This is a genomic window from Candidatus Dadabacteria bacterium (assembly GCA_026708565.1).
GTDB lineage: Bacteria > Desulfobacterota_D > UBA1144 > Nemesobacterales > Mycalebacteriaceae > Mycalebacterium.
In genome coordinates this window covers 1-16,433 of sequence record JAPOUR010000032.1, presented here as the reverse complement: position 1 = coordinate 16,433, position 16,433 = coordinate 1, and the positions used below count along the sequence as shown (strand labels likewise).

Annotated in this window: 12 protein-coding genes and 2 tRNA genes; 8 read left to right on the top strand and 6 right to left on the bottom strand. The window is 56.1% G+C overall.

The window, feature by feature from the left end:
• Positions 1-3: 3 nt before the first annotated feature.
• From mnmA to OXF42_03895, 3 genes are all read right to left on the bottom strand, one after another.
• On the bottom strand, positions 4-1,098 hold the full coding sequence (gene mnmA, locus OXF42_03905; GenBank protein MCY4047238.1) for a tRNA 2-thiouridine(34) synthase MnmA: 1,095 nt from the start codon (positions 1,096-1,098) through the stop codon (positions 4-6).
• A 22-nt stretch (positions 1,099-1,120) separates the two neighbouring features.
• Positions 1,121-1,194 (bottom strand) — tRNA-Pro (locus tag OXF42_03900).
• 141 nt (positions 1,195-1,335) lie between these two features.
• Positions 1,336-8,415: a hypothetical protein gene (locus tag OXF42_03895; protein MCY4047237.1), complete on the bottom strand. Its 7,080-nt coding sequence runs from the start codon at positions 8,413-8,415 to the stop codon at positions 1,336-1,338.
• A gap of 180 nt (positions 8,416-8,595) precedes the next feature.
• Between OXF42_03895 and murI the strand changes: the two genes are divergently transcribed.
• Positions 8,596-9,474 carry a glutamate racemase gene (gene murI, locus OXF42_03890; protein ID MCY4047236.1) on the top strand — a complete coding sequence of 293 codons (879 nt, stop codon included), beginning with the start codon at positions 8,596-8,598 and terminating at the stop codon, positions 9,472-9,474.
• A gap of 3 nt (positions 9,475-9,477) precedes the next feature.
• Here murI and OXF42_03885 read toward each other — a convergent pair whose 3' ends face one another.
• The gene (locus tag OXF42_03885) at positions 9,478-10,470 is read right to left on the bottom strand and encodes an electron transfer flavoprotein subunit alpha/FixB family protein (protein MCY4047235.1); all 993 of its coding nucleotides are present in this window, start codon (positions 10,468-10,470) and stop codon (positions 9,478-9,480) included.
• Positions 10,471-10,498: 28 nt separating this feature from the next.
• A complete protein-coding gene (locus OXF42_03880; GenBank protein ID MCY4047234.1) occupies positions 10,499-11,338 on the bottom strand; it encodes an electron transfer flavoprotein subunit beta/FixA family protein in 840 nt (279 codons plus the stop codon).
• 143 nt (positions 11,339-11,481) lie between these two features.
• Here OXF42_03880 and OXF42_03875 point away from each other — a divergent pair, with 143 nt between their 5' ends.
• The 7 genes from OXF42_03875 to OXF42_03845 all read left to right on the top strand — a co-directional run bounded on the left by OXF42_03875 (position 11,482) and on the right by OXF42_03845 (position 15,456).
• The gene (locus tag OXF42_03875; GenBank protein ID MCY4047233.1) at positions 11,482-11,931 is read left to right on the top strand and encodes an RpiB/LacA/LacB family sugar-phosphate isomerase; all 450 of its coding nucleotides are present in this window, start codon (positions 11,482-11,484) and stop codon (positions 11,929-11,931) included.
• Positions 11,928-12,929 (top strand): aspartate-semialdehyde dehydrogenase, encoded by a 1,002-nt coding sequence (locus OXF42_03870; protein ID MCY4047232.1) that lies wholly within the window; start codon positions 11,928-11,930, stop codon positions 12,927-12,929. The genes OXF42_03875 and OXF42_03870 overlap by 4 nt, the downstream gene beginning before the upstream one ends.
• Positions 12,922-13,452: a zinc ribbon domain-containing protein gene (locus OXF42_03865; GenBank protein ID MCY4047231.1), complete on the top strand. Its 531-nt coding sequence runs from the start codon at positions 12,922-12,924 to the stop codon at positions 13,450-13,452. The genes OXF42_03870 and OXF42_03865 overlap by 8 nt, the downstream gene beginning before the upstream one ends.
• A 38-nt stretch (positions 13,453-13,490) precedes the next feature.
• Positions 13,491-14,366 carry a 4-hydroxy-tetrahydrodipicolinate synthase gene (dapA, locus tag OXF42_03860; protein MCY4047230.1) on the top strand — a complete coding sequence of 292 codons (876 nt, stop codon included), beginning with the start codon at positions 13,491-13,493 and terminating at the stop codon, positions 14,364-14,366.
• A 2-nt stretch (positions 14,367-14,368) separates the two neighbouring features.
• Positions 14,369-14,965: a ribonuclease HII gene (locus OXF42_03855; GenBank protein MCY4047229.1), complete on the top strand. Its 597-nt coding sequence runs from the start codon at positions 14,369-14,371 to the stop codon at positions 14,963-14,965.
• Positions 14,966-15,006: 41 nt separating this feature from the next.
• Positions 15,007-15,357, top strand: a complete 351-nt coding sequence (locus tag OXF42_03850; protein MCY4047228.1) for a MerR family transcriptional regulator — start codon at positions 15,007-15,009, stop codon at positions 15,355-15,357.
• A 22-nt stretch (positions 15,358-15,379) separates the two neighbouring features.
• Positions 15,380-15,456, top strand: a tRNA-Pro gene (locus tag OXF42_03845).
• Between the two features lie 116 nt (positions 15,457-15,572).
• Here the strand turns inward: OXF42_03845 and OXF42_03840 are convergent.
• A partial coding sequence (locus tag OXF42_03840) for a hypothetical protein (GenBank protein ID MCY4047227.1) occupies positions 15,573-16,433 on the bottom strand: 861 nt, incomplete at its 5' end.

The following is a 16,433-nucleotide window of genomic DNA, read 5'->3' as shown; positions in this document are numbered from 1 at the left end:
TTTTCAAACGGGCAGCGCCTTTTTTATCCAGCCGCCGCCAAGCACTTCGCCCTTGTCATAAAACACAACGGCCTGCCCCGGAGTTACCGCCCTCTGGGGGTCTGCGAATGTTACCGCCGCCGCATCGCCGTTTATTTCAATGACCGCGTCCTCCTCCCTGTGCCTGTGCCTTATTTTCGCGCGGACGCGGCTTTTTCCGGGCGGAGCGCTTTTCACCCATGACAGCCCTTCCGCCACAAGCCCTCCGCTGTAGAGGTCCCGCTCGCTTCCGACCACGACCCTGTTTTTTTCCGCATTTATTTCCACCACATATTTGGGGTTGCTTTCGCTGTCCGTTGTCGGTATTCCGAGGCCCTTTCTCTGCCCGACCGTGTATGAATGGACGCCCTTGTGGCCGCCTATTTTATTGCCGCCGGTGTCAACCATGTCGCCCTCCGGCGCGAGGTTTCCGCCGGTTTTCATGCGGAGAAAGTTTCTGTAGTCCCCTCCGGTCAGAAAGCACACTCCCATGCTTTCCGGTTTTTCCGCCACATCAAGCCCGAAGGCGCGCGCTTTTTCTCTGACTTCGGTTTTTGTGCTCTCTCCGAGCGGGAACACAAGCCGCTTGAGTTCCCGCTGCTTGAGCGTCCAGAGAAAGTATGTCTGGTCTTTTCCGTCATCAACGCCCTTAAAAAGCGCCCTGCCCCCGCTTTCATTTTTCACTTGCGCGTAGTGTCCGGTGGCAAGCGCGTCCGCGCCGAGTTCTCTTGCTCGCCGGAGCAGCAGGTCAAACTTCATAAACTGGTTGCAAAGGGTGCACGGAACGGGGGTTTGCCCGGACTTGTAGTTGTCAATAAAATCGGAGACCACCGTTTTTTTAAACGGCTCCATATAGTTGGCGACATAGTGCGGTATGCCGATCTGCCGCGCAACATTTCTTGCGTCTCTCACTTCGTCCGCCGAGCAACAGCCGCCGGAGGACTCTCCGTAGTCCCACAGTTGCATGGTTATTCCGATGACCTCGTGCCCTTTATCTTTGAGCATGGCGGCGACTGTGGATGAGTCCACCCCTCCGCTCATGGCGACAACAACGCGGCTTTTTGTTTTCAAAAATTCCATTTCCGGCAATGTTCCGTCTTTTTCGGGGTGACTGGACTTGAACCAGCGACCTCTGCGTCCCGAACGCAACGCTCTACCAATCTGAGCTACACCCCGTTTTGACGGATTGAATAATAACGGATTTGTCCGCAAACAAAACTCCCCCCTGCCTGTCATTCCGAGTAAGCCGTAGGGGCGGGGTATAAAAAGGCGGCTCCCGAAAGAGCCGCCTTTTTTATGAACCGTTGAGCAACGCCATTACTTGAACTGGATGTCAAACCCCGTTTTGAACGCCTTCTCATCAAACCCCGTATCGGCCGCCCCGCTCAGATGGAATTGTATCCGGTCGGTCAGGCGGACACCCGCGCTTACTCCGATGCCGAATTCGCCCCGGTAGCCGGAACTTGTCATGCCGAACCTTGCCCGTGAGTCTTTCTCAACGGGCAGAAATTGTTGAGCCATTGCCATGGCGATACCCTTGCGGTATTCCTCCCGTGATTTACCGATGTCGTAGCGGTTTTTATTGATACGCGCATGGGCGCTTGCGGTTTCGCTGTGGCTTGCGGTGTCGGTGTAGGTGCCGATTGCGGCGTTTAGTGCGGCGATGTCGTATGCGCCGATACGCACCCCCTGCACATGGTTTCTGCCTATTGCAATGTTCTCTCCGCCTACAACAACACCGTGCCCGATGGCAATTCCGCCTTCTCCTTCTGCCGATGCATCCGCTCCTATAGCCACTGAGTTAGTTGCCGCTGTTGCGCCGTAGCCGTAAGCCGACCCGTTTACGCCCACTTGTATAGTCCCCTCGGAATTTGTGGAGCGGCGGGAATGATCTACTTCTATACCGCCAGCCTGAGCAATCGGACTTTTCGCCTTTGCCTCCGCTCCTCTGACACCAGCGGAAGCACCATCAACCTCGCTTTGAATCGGGGGGCGCGGCGGTTCGGGGATACGGGGAGGCGACTCTTGTGGTAACTGGTCTCCCAACAAGTTAAAAAGGTTATAAGCCCCAATCCGCACATCGGACTGATTTACATTGCCAATGCGGATTTGCCCATGAGAGTATCTGCTCTCACCGGCGGTTACATCACGACCTATGGCTATTGCATCGTTGTATGTTGCTCGCGCGCTCCGTCCTATGGCGATTGCGCCGGTAGCAGGATACACGGTTAAAGAACCGGCAAACGCATGTCGCCCTATGGCGATACCGCCATCTTTGTTCACTATTGCGTCCGCTCCAATTGCAACGGCGTCAAGTGCGGTTACACGAGCCAAGTGACCAATGGCAACGCTGTCACGCTCAGACGCAGAAGCCCCCTTGCCTACCACCGATGAGTTTGCACCAAGCGTTTGCGCTCCGTGCCCGATGGCAACTGCATTACCAAGAGTTGATTTCGCGCTCTGACCGACAACGGTTGACCTTACACCTATGGCATTCGTCCCCTGTCCCACCGCCGTTGCGCCGTTGGCAGTCGCATACGCAAACTGACCTACCGCCGTTGCGCCGTCTCCACTTGCCCGTGTGTTGTGACCCACCGCCGTTGAACTGACCCCCAGCGCCGTTGCAATCCGCCCGATTGCCGTTGTATCATCCCTGCTTGCATTGGCAGACTGTCCAAACGCCGTTGCCCTGAGCCCGGTCGCCGTGGCTCCCTGACCCACCGCCGTTGTGTTATTCTTGGTTGCTTTCGCCCCCTGCCCTAAGGCGGTTGAGTATATGCCCAACGCTTGAGCCGCCTGTCCTGTCGCGGTGGAGTCCTCACCGGTTGCCTGTGCGTATTGCCCTACTGCTGTTGAGGCGCTACCGGTTGCTTGAGCCGCCTGTCCTATCGCGGTGGAGTCTTCACCGCTTGCCAGTCCGTCCCGTCCCAAAGATGTTGAATTGGCTCCGGTTGCCCGTGCGTATTGCCCCACTGCTGTTGTAGAGTTGCGGGTTGCTTCCGCCCCCTGTCCTACGGCGGTTGAGTCTCTGCCCAACGCTTGAGCCACCTGTCCTATCGCGGTGGAGCGCACTCTGTTTGCCTGTGCCTTCTGCCCCAAAGATGTTGACCTGTCTCTGCTTGCCCGCGCGTATTGCCCCACTGCTGTTGTTGCTACACCGCTTGCCAGGGCTTCTTGCCCCAAAGATGTTGAATTGGCTCCGCTTGCCTGTGCGAAGTGCCCTAAAGATGTTGTTTTGATACCGATCGCACTCGCCCATGTTCCAATAGCCGTTGACCTTCTACCGTGCGCCTTTGCAAGATATCCCAGAGATGTTGAAAATTGATCCATTGCCCTCGCCCCATGTCCCACAGCTGTTGAGGATTCACCGGACGCTCGCGAACCCCGCCCCAAAGCCGTTGAGGCCCCACCGTTGGCAACCGCCGCCTGACCCAGCGCCGTTGCGCCCTGCGCGTTTGCGGTCGCTCCATAACCAAACGCCGCAGAATTGTCTCCGCTCGCAACGGCGTTTTCACAATAGGCAGTCGATTGAAATCCGGTTGCTATTGCGCTTCCACAACCCCCTCCACCGCTTGCAAAATCGGCAAGGTTGTATTTCCCGATTCTGACATCGGCAAAAGAGGCGTCACCGATTTGTATCTGGTCATCTCCGGCTGTTATACCGCGCCCAATTGCTATTGCATCCGTGTCGGTGGCTTGCGAACCCACGCCGACCGCAATGGCTCCCGTTGCCGTGGCTTGCGCTCTCTGACCTAAAACGATGGAATTGTGACCGCTTGCCCTTGCCCCATGTCCCAAAGATGTTGAATTCCGCCCGGATGCAAATGAATCTTGACCCACAGCCGTTGAGTGCCTATTGGTCGCTCGCGACCATGCTCCGATTGCCGTTGCTTTGTGAGCATTTCCCATAGCCATCCATCCCAGTGCTGTTGACTGTTCTCCGCTTGCCCTTGCTGTCTGTCCCAGCGCCGTTGAGTATTGCCCGCTTGCCCTTGCTCCATGCCCCAAAGCGGTGGAACTGTCTCCGCTTGCGTTTGCTTCATAACCAAACGCCGCAGAATTGTCTCCGGTTGCAAAGGCTCTTCCGCAAGCAGTTGATTGAAATCCGGTTGCAATTGCATTTTCACAACTGCTACCATCGGTTAAAAACTCAGCAAGGTTGTATCTCCCGATTCTGACATCGGCAAAAGAGGCGTTACCGATTTGTATCTGGTCCTCTCCGGCTGTTATACCGCGCCCGATTGCTACTGCGTCCGTGTCGGTGGCTTGCGCCCCCTTGCCAACCGCAATTGCTCCTGTTGCTGTTACGGTTGCTTGAGCCGCCTGTCCTATCGCGGTGGAGTCTTCACCGCTTGCCAGTCCGTCCCGTCCCAAAGATGTTGAATTGGCTCCGGTTGCCCGTGCGTATTGCCCCACTGCTGTTGTAGAGTTGCGGGTTGCTTCCGCCCCCTGTCCTACGGCGGTTGAGTCTCTGCCCAACGCTTGAGCCACCTGTCCTATCGCGGTGGAGCGCACTCTGTTTGCCTGTGCCTTCTGCCCCAAAGATGTTGACCTGTCTCTGCTTGCCCGCGCGTATTGCCCCACTGCTGTTGTTGCTACACCGCTTGCCAGGGCTTCTTGCCCCAAAGATGTTGAATTGGCTCCGCTTGCCTGTGCGAAGTGCCCTAAAGATGTTGTTTTGATACCGATCGCACTCGCCCATGTTCCAATAGCCGTTGACCTTCTACCGTGCGCCTTTGCAAGATATCCCAGAGATGTTGAAAATTGATCCATTGCCCTCGCCCCATGTCCCACAGCTGTTGAGGATTCACCGGACGCTCGCGAACCCCGCCCCAAAGCCGTTGAGGCCCCACCGTTGGCAACCGCCGCCTGACCCAGCGCCGTTGCGCCCTGCGCGTTTGCGGTCGCTCCATAACCAAACGCCGCAGAATTGTCTCCGCTCGCAACGGCGTTTTCACAATAGGCAGTCGATTGAAATCCGGTTGCTATTGCGCTTCCACAACCCCCTCCACCGCTTGCAAAATCGGCAAGGTTGTATTTCCCGATTCTGACATCGGCAAAAGAGGCGTCACCGATTTGTATCTGGTCGTCTCCGGCTGTTATACCGCGCCCGATTGCTATTGCATCCGTGCCGGTGGCTTGTGCTCCCTGACCCAAAGCAATGGAATTGTGACCGCTTGCCCTTGCCACATGTCCCAAAGCAGTTGAATTCCGCCCGGATGCCACTGAATCTTGACCCACAGCCGTTGAGTGCTTTTCAATCGCTCGCGACCATGCTCCGATTGCCGTTGCCATGTGAGCACTTCCCGTAGCCATCCATCCCAACGCTGTTGACTGTTCTCCGCTTGCGGCTGACATCTGTCCCAACGCTGTTGACTGTTCTCCGCTTGCGGTTGCTATCTGTCCCAGCGCCGTTGACTGTGGCCCGCTTGCCGTTGCTGCCTGTCCCAGCGCCGTTGACTTTCCCCCGCTTGCGGTTGCTGACTGCCCCAACGCCGTTGACTTTTCCCCTCTTGCCGTTGCCTCAAAACCAACCGCAACCGTGCCTGCTTTACTGGCAACTGCTTTGGCTCCAAGAGCAGTTGAAGAATCACCGGCGGCATTCGCTCCCGTTCCGAGAGCGGTTGATGATCTCTTGTGCGCCCAAGCGCCCATTCCGACCGCAGTTGAGGAAAGTCCCATTGCTTGTGCCCCCTGTCCAAATGCCGATGAGTTGCCCCCGCTCGCCCGTGTATCCTGCCCGATTGCGGTTGACGCAAGTCCGGTGGCATTTGCCAGATGCCCCAATGCTGACGAAGAATCGCCTTTTGCATACGCCCCCTGCCCAAGCGCGGTTGAAGAATCACCTGCGGCGTTCGCATGCGCTCCAAGCGCAGTTGATGCTTTTTTATGCGCCCAAGTTATCTGTCCCACTGCCGTTGAGGATTCACCCGCAGCCCACGCCTTTTGCCCCAATGCGGTTGCGTTATGACCGCTTGCATTTGCCCCCTGTCCAAATGCCGATGAGTTGCCCCCGCTCGCCCGTGTATCCTGCCCGATTGCGGTTGACGCAAGTCCGGTGGCATTTGCCAGATGCCCCAATGCTGACGAAGAATCGCCTTTTGCATACGCCCCCTGCCCAAGCGCGGTTGAAGAATCACCTGCGGCATTCGCATGCGCTCCAAGCGCGGTTGACGCTTTCATATGCGCCCAAGTTGTCTGTCCCACCGCCGTTGAGGATTCACCCGCCGCCCATGCCTTTTGCCCCAATGCAGTTGCGTTATGCCCGCTCGCATTTGCCCCCTGTCCAACCGCCGCAGAATTGCCTCCGGTCGCCCGCGCCGCATGCCCCAATGCCGATGACGATACGCCAAACGCCTCCGCCCCCTGTCCCAATGCGGTTGAAGAATCTTTGGAGGCGTTTGCATACGCTCCAAGAGCCGTTGACGCCTTCTTATGCGCCCATGCTTCCTTACCTACCGCAGTTGAGTCTTCACCCTCAGCCCGTGCCATCTGCCCCAGCGCGGTTGTGCTAACACCTCTGGCGGCCGCACTCTGTCCGAATGCCGCAGAATTGCTCCCGGTCGCCTGTGCCTTATGTCCGATTGCGGTTGACGCATACCCGTTTGCGCGCGCCTCTTGCCCCAATGCCGATGATGAGTCGCTCAATGCCAGAGCCTCCTGCCCAAGCGCGGTAGAAGAATTTCCGGCGGCGTTTGCATACGCTCCAAGCGCGGTTGACGCCTTCATGTTCGCCCATGCTTCCTTACCTATCGCAGTTGACTCATTACCTATAGCCCGCGCATCCATACCTACCGCAGTTGATTCTTCACCCTCAGCCCATGCCCTCTGCCCCAGCGCGGTTGTGCTAACACCTCTGGCGGCCGCACTCTGTCCGAATGCCGCAGAATTGCTCCCGGTCGCCTGTGCCTTATGTCCGATTGCGGTTGACGCATACCCGTTTGCGCGCGCCTCTTGCCCCAATGCCGATGATGAGTCGCTCAATGCCAGAGCCTCCTGCCCAAGCGCGGTTGAGGAATCACCGGCGGCGTTTGTTTCCGTTCCCGCCGCCATTGAAAAAAGCCCTTTTGCCTGCGCCATTGCTCCAAGCGCCGTTGAACTTTCTCCGCTTGCATTTGCCAAGTAACCGAGGGAGGTGGAATCCGGCCCCTTCACATAAGCTGCCTGTCCGATTGCTGTAGAGTTTGCTTTGTCCGCTTTTGCTCCTTGACCCACAACGGTTGTGTTTACATCCAGCGCTTGAGCCGCCTGACCCAAGGCAGTGGAACTATTCCCGCCTGCCTTTGCCCTATGACCCAAAGAGATGGAACTGTCTCCGCTCGCGCTTGCTTCATAACCAAACGCGGCAGAATTGTCTCCGGTTGCAATGGCGTTTTCGCAATAGGCGGTTGATTGAAGTCCCGTTGCAATTGCGCCTTCACAACCATCACCGCCGGTTGAAGCAGTTGAAAAATCGGCAAGATTATATTTCCCGATTCTGACATCAGAAAAAGAGGCGCTACCGATTTGGATTTGATCCTCTCTGGCGGTTATACCGTGCCCGATTGCTATTGCATTCGTGTCGGTGGCTTGCGCCCCTCTGCCAACCGCAATTGCTCCTCTACCTTGTGCATTTGCAAAATATCCCAGAGATGTTGAAAATATATTCGTTGCCCTCGCCCCATCTCCCACAGCTGTTGAGGCGCCACCGGATGCTCGCGAACCAAGTCCCACAGCTGTTGAGTCGATACCGGATGCTTGCGAACCCCGCCCCAAAGCCGTTGAATTCCGCCCGGATGCTTGCGAATCATGTCCCAAAGCCGTTGAATTCCGCCCGGATGCTCGCGAATCATGTCCCACAGCCGTAGAGTTACCTATTCCTACCCTCGCATTCTCCCCAACAGCAAGCAAACCCTTTGCCACATCTTGATAGGAAGGCAACGATTGACTAACAGTTTGAAACTCACTCAAATCGTATTTGCCGATTAAAACATCGGACATACTCGAGTCACCTATACGAATCTGGCCCACTTCGGCGGACACACTATTGCCGATTGCTATAGCCCTCGCTCTGGCACTTGCCCCCCGACCTATTGCCGTTGCCCCATATCCTGCCTTTGCACCCTGACCGACGGCCGTTGAATTGCCCCCAAACGCATTTGCGCCTTGACCTATTGCCGTAGAATTGTTTCTATAAATAGTCCTTCCTTGGTCTAAAAACGGAACACCTCCCGCATTTGCACCATCACCGAAAGCCGATGAGTTATCACCTCTTGCGCTCGCACCTTCACCAACGGCGGTAGAGTTTACCCCGCTCGCGATTGCCCCCGGCCCCGCTTCATACGTCCACGCTTGCGATACCGCCCCGACAACCAGAAAAACCGCCGTCAAAAAAGTTTGTGTCAATGATTTTCTCATTGTCTTATTTCTCCTTTTGCGGCTTGACGCTCTCGGCACCGAGCCGTGTTAAAGGGGATTGTTAACAACTTCCGCCTCCAAGTCAAGAGTCCATCTCAAAAATTGTTTAACCCCCTCTGGATTCCGTGTCAGAGCACGGAATGACGGAGAGAAGGACTGGATTCCTTGTCGGAGCAAGGAATGGCAGGGGAGGAAGCAAGGAATAACAAGAAGAGAAGGCTTGAAAACCCGCCGCCTTGCGGGATACTTGCGGAGATGAATGCGCCGCGCTCACACTCAATAGGAATTTTTGATTCGGGAGTCGGCGGCCTTACCGTTGTCCGCGAAGTGGCGCGGCTTCTGCCCCTTGAAAATATCACATACCTCGGAGACACCGCCCGCCTCCCCTACGGCACAAAGTCGCGCAAAACAGTCGTCAAATACTCGCGCAAAAACGCCGGTTTCCTTGTTTCAAAAAACGTGAAATTCATAATCGCCGCATGCAACACCGCTTCCGCATATTCAATGGAGGCTCTGTCCAATGAACTGCCCGTTCCCGCCCTCGGCGTGATTGAACCGGGCGCGAAAAAAGCGGCCTCGGTAACAAAAAACGGCAGAATCGGCGTGATAGCAACCCCGTCCACCGTCAGAAGCGAAACATACCTCCGCGCCATCCGGTCGGAAAACCCCTCCCTTGATGTCGTCTCCCTGCCCTGCCCGCTGTTCGTTCCGCTTGTGGAAGAAGGAATGTGTGAAGGAGAAATTACAATAAGTATTGCGCGTAACTACCTTGAACCACTATATAAACAGGATATAGACACGCTTATTCTCGGCTGCACTCACTACTCCCTTCTGAAAAATACCGTTTCAGCCGTTATGGGCGAGAAAGTAACCCTTGTTGATTCCGCCGAAGAGACGGCAAGGGCGGCAATGGCGGTTCTGAAGCAAAACGACCTTCTTAAAAATGACGGCAAAGGGTCTGTGGAGTTTTACCTTACGGACGGCTCGGAAAGTTTTACGCAAACCGCCGGACGGTTTCTCGGCAAAGAGCCGCCGTCCGTGGATGTCGTGGATATTTGACAGTCATTCGGCAAGCGCTTTTTTCAACTCTTCGGAAAGCGGCGGCAAAACCTCAAACAGGTCTCCGCAGATGCCGTAGTCGGACTTGGCAAATATGGGGGCCTCAGGGTCTTTGTTAATTGAAACTATTACCTTTGAGGAACCCATCCCCGAAAAATGCTGAACCGACCCGGAGATTGCGATTGCCATGTAAAGATTGGGCGAAACCGCTTTCCCCGTCTGCCCGACCTGCATGTCATAAGGGCAGTATCCGGCGTCAACCGCCGCCCTTGTCGCCCCGACGGCGGCCCCTAACATGTCCGCAAGGTCGTATATGTGCTTGAAGTTGTCCTCACTGCCAAGCCCCCTTCCCCCGGATACCACCCTCTCCGCTTCGGTAAGTTCGGGACGGTCGGACGCTTTCGCCTTCATCTCAACCAGTTTGATCTTCAAATCAGCCTCCGATATGTCCACGGTTTCGCGGACGGTTTCGGGCCCGGCGGGAGACTCCTCCTCTTTGAACGAGTTCGGGCGAACGGTGGCTATTACGGTGTCGCTTCCGTGAAACTGCTGCGTTGACACCGCGCGGCTTGAGTGAGAGTAACGGCGGATTTGAAGCCCGCCGTCGGCAATCTCCATGTCCACCACCTCCATCGCCAGCCCCGACCCGGTGCGGGCGGAAACGCGCGGTATGTAGTCTTCGGAAAAAGAACTGTGCCCGACAAGCACAATCTTGGGCGAATGCTTTTTAATCAATTCCGAAAGGGCTTTTGTGTAACTGTCCGGGTTGAACTCTTTCAGGTGCGGGCTCTCAACCGCGTAAACCTTCTGAGCCCCGAACTTGCCCATCTCTTCGGGCCGGGACGATATGGAATCCGCCATTACCACCCCGCACAGTGTCGCTCCCTCAAGCCCCGGAACAAGCGCGCGCCGCGCATGGGAAAGGGCCTCAAAAGTTACTTTTCGCACGGACCCGTTCAGTTTCTGGTCCGCCACAATCCATATTTCATTGCTCATCTTTTTTCACTCCTCCTCTGTTTATGATTCAGATAACCTTCGCTTCTTCCCTCAGAAGTTTGACAATCTCCCGGGCGGATTCGGCTATCTCATCGTTTTTGACCGTTGTGTCGTCAGACCCTTTGATGATCTTCAGTTTCCTCTCTATTTCGGGAACTTCAATTTTGACGGTTTTGACCCTTGAGCCGCCCTTGCCCACATTTTCACGCGCTATGCCGAGTTCGGCAAAATTCACCTCGTCAAGGGAAACCTCCTGAACCGGCTTTTTCTTTGCCTTCATTATTCCCGGCAGAGACGCATAGCGCGGCTCGTTCATGGCGTCGGGGCATGTTACAAGCGCCGGAAGCGGAACTTCAACGATTGCGCTTCCGCCGTCAACCTCTTTGCGGCAAACCATTTTTTTCTCATCGGGTTTTATCTCCATAACCTCGCTGACAAGCGCCGCATGGGGAATTCCCAACTCTTCGGCAACCTGTATGCCCACTTGCGCGGACTCCTCGTCAATCACCTTCATTCCGGTGAAGATAAGGTCAAAGTCGGCGATCTTTTTGATTTCACCCGCAACTATCTTCGCTATGGTGTAGGGGTCTGTGTCGGCAAATCCGTCATCCTTTATGTGGACGGCGGAGGCGGCTCCCATTGCGAGCCCCTGCCTTATGGCGTCAATGGCGCGGGCTGGCCCCGCAGACACGATGACAACTTCGCCGCCGAGTTTTTCAGCCGTCTGTATGGCCTCCTCAACCGCGAACTCGTCATAGGGGTTCATTATCCATTTAATCCCCCCGGAATCTATGCAGTCTCCCGATTCGCTGACTTTGATCTTGGCCTCGGTATCCTGCGTCTGTGTTATAAAAGCCACTATTTTCATTCTCTGGTCTCCTCTCTTTGCGGTCTTTGTTTCCCAAGCCGGGAAACGGCTTGGATAAGGACGAGCCGGGGGTTATTATAGAGAATGGCCTTTTACTGTCAAGAACCCGCCGACAATGGCGCGGTGGCGGGGGGAACAGTCTCTTGAGCATAGCGGTGGGAAGCGACGAGAGCGCTCATCTTACCGATTTTGTGTTGCGGTATCTTGAGCGGCGCGGCGAGAGCGTCCGGCTGTTCGGCCCGCTTGCCGGAGAGAAGGCCGGGTGGACTGACGTGGCGGAAGCGGTCGCCCTTGAGGTGTCGCGCGGGGAGTGCGACCAGGGGATAATTTTCTGCTGGACGGGCACCGGGGTCTCAATAGCCGCAAACAAGATTCCCGGAGTCCGCGCCGCTCTGTGCGCGGACGCCAAAACCGCCGAAGGCGCAAGGAAGTGGAATGACGCAAACATCCTTGCGATAAGTTTGAGGGCAACCTCAACTCAGGTTGCCTCGGAGATATTGGACGGCTGGTTCTCCGCCTCCCCCGATGACGGCGAGAGGGAAAATATAAACAAGGTGTCGCTTCTGGAAGAGAAGTATTTTTTGAAGAGATGAACAAAGACAATTTAACCGTGGCGGTTGTCGGCGCGACCGGGGCGGTGGGGCGCGAGATACTGAGCATATTTTCCGAGCGGCGCTTTCCCGCGGCAAACCTGAAACTGTTTGCCTCTCCGCGCTCTGCGGGAGCGGAGATAAAGTTTGAGGGCGGGCGCGCCTCGGTGCTTTCCCTCGCGCCCGGATGCTTTGAGGGCGTTGACATAGCAATTTTCTCCGCGGGCGCCGGGCGCAGCCGCGAATACGCCCCGCAGGCGGCGCGGGAGGGAGCGGTTGTTATTGACAACAGTTCCGCCTTCAGAATGGACGGGGATGTTCCCCTTGTGATTCCGGAAATTAACGGCGGCCTGCTGGACGAAATTCCTCCGGGGCGCATATTTGCAAATCCCAACTGCACCACGGCCATAATAGCCATGGCGCTCAAACCCATCCATGACGAGGGCGTGGTCAAGAATGTTGTGGCAACCAGTTTTCAGTCGGTATCGGGAGCCGGAGCGGGCGGGATGGCCGAACTTGAGCAACAGTTGCGCGACTGGCCCTCCCCCGCGCGTCCCGAAGTTTTTCCGGCGCAGATACTGCTCAATGTGATTCCCCAAATTGATGTGTTTCTTGACAACAACTACACGAAGGAAGAGATGAAGATTCACAATGAGGCGAGAAAAATTCTCGCCGCCGATATAAACGTGAGCGCAACCGCCGTGCGTGTGCCGGTGATGAGGGCGCATTCAATTTCGGCCACGGTGGAGACGGAAAAACCGGTCTCCCCCGAACTGGCGGCGGACGCTATAAGGGCTTTCCCCGGCGTGCAGGTTGTGGATGACCCGTATCCGATGCCGATTGACTGTTCGGGGCGGGATGACTGTTTTGTGGGAAGAATACGGCGCGACCTGACGGGTGAAAACCGCATCTGTTTCTGGGTTGTGGGAGACCAGTTAAGGAAGGGAGCCGCGCTCAATTCCGTTCAGATGGCGGAGTGGATAATCCGGCGGCATGGGTAGTTTGCTTGCTTCCATAGGAAGGCTGATAAGGGGGTTGCTGTCTGCGGGCGGCGTGTCGGACATTTCCGCCGGAACTCTGGAGGCTGCGGAGACGGCGGCGGGCGGGCGCGCGATTTGCTGCTTGCGGGCGGAAAAAGTGTTTCTGAAAAAGTCCTCCTCTCTTGTAGGAGAAACGTTCTTCAAAAACATTGCGGTCGTTACGGAGCGGAGGCTGGTTGTTCTCACGGAGTCCTCCCGCGCGGAAGTCGGGGGGTTTGCTCTGGCGGATGTTGCCGGTTGCGCCGCCCTGTCCGACAGCGGAAAACCGGCGCTGGCCGTCAGTTTTTCAGACGGCTCGCAAGCCCGTCTGGTGTTTTCGTCCGGCGACCCCGCAATAGACCTTTTCAAAAACGCCCTCGCCACCCCCGCCGCCCCGGACGGAAATGTGTGTTCAAAGTGCGGCAAAGCGGGTGAGAAAGACGCCCGTTTTTGTTCCGCGTGCGGCGCGCCGCTTGATTTTGCCGCGTCTGAAAATACACTGTAGGTTTGTCAGTCCCGCTCTTGAGGGAGGCCATATTTACAATGCTTCACGGTTCACTTGTCGCCATCATCACCCCTTTTGCAAAAGACCTTTCCGTTGACGAAGCCGCGCTTGAGCGCCTGATTGAGTTTCAGATACAAAACGGCACTCACGCGATTGTGTCCTGCGGAACCACGGGGGAGTCCGCAACCTTGTCTCACGATGAGCACAAGAGGGTTGTGCGGGCGACGGTGGATTTTTGTTCCGGCAGGATTCCGGTGGTCGTCGGAACCGGCTCCAACAGCACGCGGGAAGCGGTTGACCTGACGCGCTTTGCCGAAAAAGCCGGAGCGGACGCGGCTCTGGTTGTAGTGCCCTACTACAACAAGCCGTCTCAGGAAGGCATGCTTGCCCACTTCGGGGCGGTCGCCTCAAGTGTGGGCATTCCCGTAATACTTTACAACGTGCCCGGCCGGTCGGCGGCAAACCTCCTTCCGGAGACGGTTGCGCGCCTTTGCGAGAAACACAAAAACATTGCGGGGATAAAAGAGGCCTCTTCCGTTGAGCAGGCGTCAAAGGTTATGCACCTGTGCGGCGGGGATTTTTCTCTCTTCTCCGGAGATGACGCGATAAACTTTCCGCTTCTCGCTCTGGGAAGCCGGGGCTCCGTCAGTGTTACGGCAAATGTTGCGCCGGGCAAGGTGGCGGATATGCACAACCTCTACGAGAACGGGCAAGCCGGGCGGGCAAGGGATATTCATTACGACCTTCTCGCTTTGAATGAGGCGCTTTTTATAGAGTCCAATCCCGTTCCCGTTAAAACGGCGCTTTCTCTTATGAAGATGGATTCGGGCGTTTTCAGGCCGCCGCTTTGCCGGATGTCCGCAGCGGGCAAAAGGGAACTTACCCGCGTTTTGAAGAGCAGCGGGCTGGTGTGACCGTGCCGCTTTTGGGCCTTTCCTATGAGCGCGAGTTTTTTGCGCGGGGTCTTGTTCCCGCAGGCATTGACGAGGCCGGCAGAGGTCCGATAGCGGGCCCCGTTGTGGCCGCCGCCGCCATTTTGCCCGAAGGGTTTGACCTTGCCGGGGTGAATGATTCCAAGAAGATGTCTCCCGCCGCAAGGGAAAGGGTCTTTAATGTTCTCAAGTCAGCCGGAGTTGAATATGCGGTTGGTGTGTCCGAAGCGCGGGAAATAGATGAAACCGACATACTGCGGGCAACGATAAAGGCGATGGAGCGGGCCGCCCGCGGCTTGAAGACCGCGCCCGGTTTTCTTCTCATAGACGGCGACAAAGAAACGACTCTTTCCGTTCCGCAACGCGCCATCATCGGGGGGGACGGCAAATGTATGTCAATCGCCGTGGCCTCCGTAGTTGCCAAAGTAACAAGAGACAGGATGATGGAGGAACTCCACCGCCGCTATCCGTCCTACAATTTCCGGAGGCACAAAGGGTATCCCACCGCCGAACACAGGAGGCTGGTTGAGAGATACGGGCCGTGCCCTGAGCATAGAAAAAGCTTCAGGTTGACCGCATAACACTTTGAAAATAAACAGCAATTCATATATCATCCCTTGAGATGAGCGATCCACAGGAAGTGAAAAAACTTCCCGAAAAACTGTATTTCAAGATCGGGGAGGTTAGCGAATACACGGGGCTCAAGACCCACACGGTTCGCTACTGGGAAAAGGAGTTTGAGCAAATCAAGCCGACCAGAAGGCGCAATCAGCGTTTGTATGACAGGGAGACCATTTTCACGCTTCTCAGAATCAAGCGAATGCTCCACAAAGAGAACTACACGATTGCGGGAGCCCGGAAAAAGTTGAAGGAGGGTCTCCCCTCCTCTTCGGCCAGAAAGAAGGATGAGGAGGTTTTTTCATTCATTCTCAAAGAACTGGATGAAATCCGGGCTCTTCTTGGAGATAAGTGATATAATCCCGCCCGTAGACAATCGGGGCGTAGCGCAGCCTGGTAGCGCACCGGTCTGGGGGACCGGTGGTCATCGGTTCAAATCCGGTCGCCCCGACCAATCAAGATAATCACCACCCGATTGTAAATCCGCCCCGGACGCCGAGGGGACGGGGCATAAAAAAGCGGCCCCCGAAAGAGCCGCTTTTTTGGGAGAACACCGCCAAAGGCGGATACTCAAAATTGGAAGTCAATCCCTGTTTTGAAACCTTTTTCGTCAAATCCGGTATCGGCTGCTCCGCTAAAGTGGACTTGGATTTGCTCATTCACACGGACACCGAAACTTGCCCCTATTCCGAACTCGCCGCTATAGCCGGAACTTGTCAGACCGAAACGCGCCCGTTTTTCTTTGTCAACACTGATGAATTCTTGAGCCATTGCCATAGCAATACCCTTGTTGAATTTCTCGTTTGCTTCTCTCAAGCCGGTGTTGAAACTGCTGATGTCGGAACGCAAAGAGGCGATTTCCCGCGTGTTGTCGCGGGTTTCCGTCCGCATTGCGTTAAGGTTGAAGTTTCCGATTATGGCATTGACACTAGTTTCCCTTCCGATGTGAATGCCCGCGCCGCCAACAACACCAGAGCCAATGGCAATTCCGCCAGATGAACTTGCATTTGCGCCGATAGCCGTTCCGCCACTTGCGCGAACCCGTGCGTTATAGCCGAGAGCCGTAGCATCAGTTCCCGATGTGTGGGAAAGGTGACCGCCGTTAATTGAGCCACTACTTGTACGTGTCCTTATGCCAGCCGGGGCAAAATCAACGGGGTCCGCTTTTGCCTCCGCTCCCTTAACAGAAGCGTCAGAAATCCCGCTTTGAATAGGCGGACGCGGAGCGTCAGGACGGCGGGGAGGCGAAGGGTCTCCAATCAAAAACCGACTGAGGTCGTAGTTGCCAATCCTTACATCGGTTTGACCTTCATGCCCTATGCGGATTTGTCCGCCTTTAGTAGCATTGTGGTCGGCGCGGACATTACGCCCTATCGCTATTGCGTCCGTTCCGGTTGCGATAGCGTTTCGGCCTATGGCAATTGCCCCGAT

Excerpts from the sequence above, each read along its gene's own strand:
- mnmA (MCY4047238.1), bottom strand. The coding sequence starts at position 1,098 with ATGGAATTTTTGAAAACAAAAAGCCGCGTTGTTGTCGCCATGAGCGGA.
- OXF42_03895 (MCY4047237.1), bottom strand. The coding sequence starts at position 8,415 with ATGAGAAAATCATTGACACAAACTTTTTTGACGGCGGTTTTTCTGGTT.
- murI (MCY4047236.1), top strand. The coding sequence starts at position 8,596 with ATGGCAGGGGAGGAAGCAAGGAATAACAAGAAGAGAAGGCTTGAAAAC.
- OXF42_03885 (MCY4047235.1), bottom strand. The coding sequence starts at position 10,470 with ATGAGCAATGAAATATGGATTGTGGCGGACCAGAAACTGAACGGGTCC.
- OXF42_03880 (MCY4047234.1), bottom strand. The coding sequence starts at position 11,338 with ATGAAAATAGTGGCTTTTATAACACAGACGCAGGATACCGAGGCCAAG.
- OXF42_03870 (MCY4047232.1), top strand. The coding sequence starts at position 11,928 with ATGAACAAAGACAATTTAACCGTGGCGGTTGTCGGCGCGACCGGGGCG.
- OXF42_03865 (MCY4047231.1), top strand. The coding sequence starts at position 12,922 with ATGGGTAGTTTGCTTGCTTCCATAGGAAGGCTGATAAGGGGGTTGCTG.
- dapA (MCY4047230.1), top strand. The coding sequence starts at position 13,491 with ATGCTTCACGGTTCACTTGTCGCCATCATCACCCCTTTTGCAAAAGAC.
- OXF42_03850 (MCY4047228.1), top strand. The coding sequence starts at position 15,007 with ATGAGCGATCCACAGGAAGTGAAAAAACTTCCCGAAAAACTGTATTTC.